Origin of the sequence: Paenalicyclobacillus macrosporangiidus, from assembly GCF_900116805.1 — a bacterium.
Lineage (GTDB): Bacteria > Bacillota > Bacilli > Alicyclobacillales > Alicyclobacillaceae > Alicyclobacillus_H > Alicyclobacillus_H macrosporangiidus.
Map to the genome: position 1 here is coordinate 1 of NZ_FPBV01000081.1, position 1,568 is coordinate 1,568.

Annotated in this window: 2 protein-coding genes; both read left to right on the top strand. The window is 59.9% G+C overall.

The window, feature by feature from the left end; translation table 11 throughout:
- The first annotated feature begins 83 nt into the window (after positions 1 to 83).
- Positions 84 to 446, top strand: a complete 363-nt coding sequence (gene tnpB / locus BM357_RS18735; protein WP_074956921.1) for an IS66 family insertion sequence element accessory protein TnpB — start codon at positions 84 to 86, stop codon at positions 444 to 446.
- Positions 447 to 513: 67 nt separating this feature from the next.
- Positions 514 to 1,568, top strand: a 1,055-nt coding sequence (gene tnpC, locus BM357_RS18740; protein WP_245784105.1) for an IS66 family transposase, incomplete at its 3' end; no start/stop codon positions are given.

Genomic DNA, 1,568 nt, shown 5'->3' on the forward strand with positions numbered 1-1,568 from the left:
CGTGTGGGCCCGGCCATCATCGAGGTCACGCCCGGTTACGACACTGAACTGCTGCGCGATGTGGTGCGCACGTTGTCCGGCCTATGCTGAACATCGGTACTGGACCGGAACTGCGCGTGTACCTGGCTTGCGGCAGCACGGACATGCGCAAATCCATCGACGGCTTGGCGGCCCTGGTCCAGGAATCTTTCGAGCTGGATCCATTTTCTCCGTGTGTTTTCGTCTTTTGTAACCGGAAGCGGGACAAGCTGAAAATCCTGTACTGGGAGCACAACGGATTCTGGCTGTATTACCGACGCCTGGAGCGCGGACGGTTTCAGTGGCCGGACACCCGCTCCGGCAAAACCCTCGTCATTGGCCGACGAGAATTGAACTGGCTTCTGGACGGCCTGCCATTGAACCAACAAAAAGCACACCGGAGAGTTACCGCGAAGAGAGTGGTGTGAGGGAACAGGTAAACACAGAAAGATCTGTCAAGGGATTTCGACGGCCGCGTCGAAATCCTTGTGCATGATGAACACGACGACGGTGACCGCCAACCAACTGGAATCCCTACAGGCGCGCTGCGAAGCGCAGGAGCAGGAAATCGCGGAGCTGAAAAAGCAGGTGAAGCTGCTGTTGGAAGAGCTTCGCCTGGCCCGCCATCGGCAGTTCGGGAGATCCAGCGAACGCACGACCGACGACCAGGTGCGATTGGACCTGGTGTTTAACGAGGCAGAGGCGGAGGCGCAACCGGAGGCAGAGGAACCCACCGTCGAAACGGTCACATACCAGCGGCGCAAGAAACAGCCTGGTCAGCGGGACGCCATGTTGGCGGATCTGCCAGTGGAGCGGATTGAATACCGTTTGTCCGAGGAAGAGCGGATCTGTTCATGCTGCAATGCAGTCATGGACGAGGTGGGGGTTGAGGTCCGGCGTGAGCTCAAGCACATCCCGGCGCAGACGGTACTGGTCGAACATGTGCAGTATAAATACGCATGCCGGCCGTGTGACAAGCACGGAACCGAAACACCCATGGCCAAGGCGCAGATGCCCAGGCCTCCGATCCCTGGAAGCCTTGCATCGGCTTCTATGCTGGCGCATGTGATTGACAAGAAGTACGTGGACGGGATGCCACTGTACCGGCAGGAGCAGCAGTTCGCCCGCAAGGGCCTGGCATTGTCACGGCAGACCCTGGCCAACTGGGTAGTGCTTGGTGCGACACGGTGGCTTAGCCTGGTGTATGACCGGCTGCACGAGGAGCTGCTTTCGCGCAAGTACCTGCACGCGGACGAGACGACACTGCAGGTGCTGCACGAGCCGGGGCGGGCAGCCGAATCGGACTCGTACATGTGGCTGTACCGCAGCGGCCGGGATGGTCCGCCTATCGTGCTGTTCGACTATCAGGAAACTCGGTCCAGGGAGCACCCGAGGAGGTTCCTGGAGGGATTCAAGGGTTACCTGCATGTGGACGGGTACAGCGGATACCACGACATTGAGGGCGTCACCTTGGTAGGTTGCTGGGCACACGCGAGGCGCAAGTTCGACGAGGCGCTCACAGCTCTGCCGACAGCGGAACGGAAAAAACC

Coding starts and splice junctions, on each gene's coding strand:
- tnpB (WP_074956921.1), top strand. CDS start 84: ATGCTGAACATCGGTACTGGACCGGAACTGCGCGTGTACCTGGCTTGC.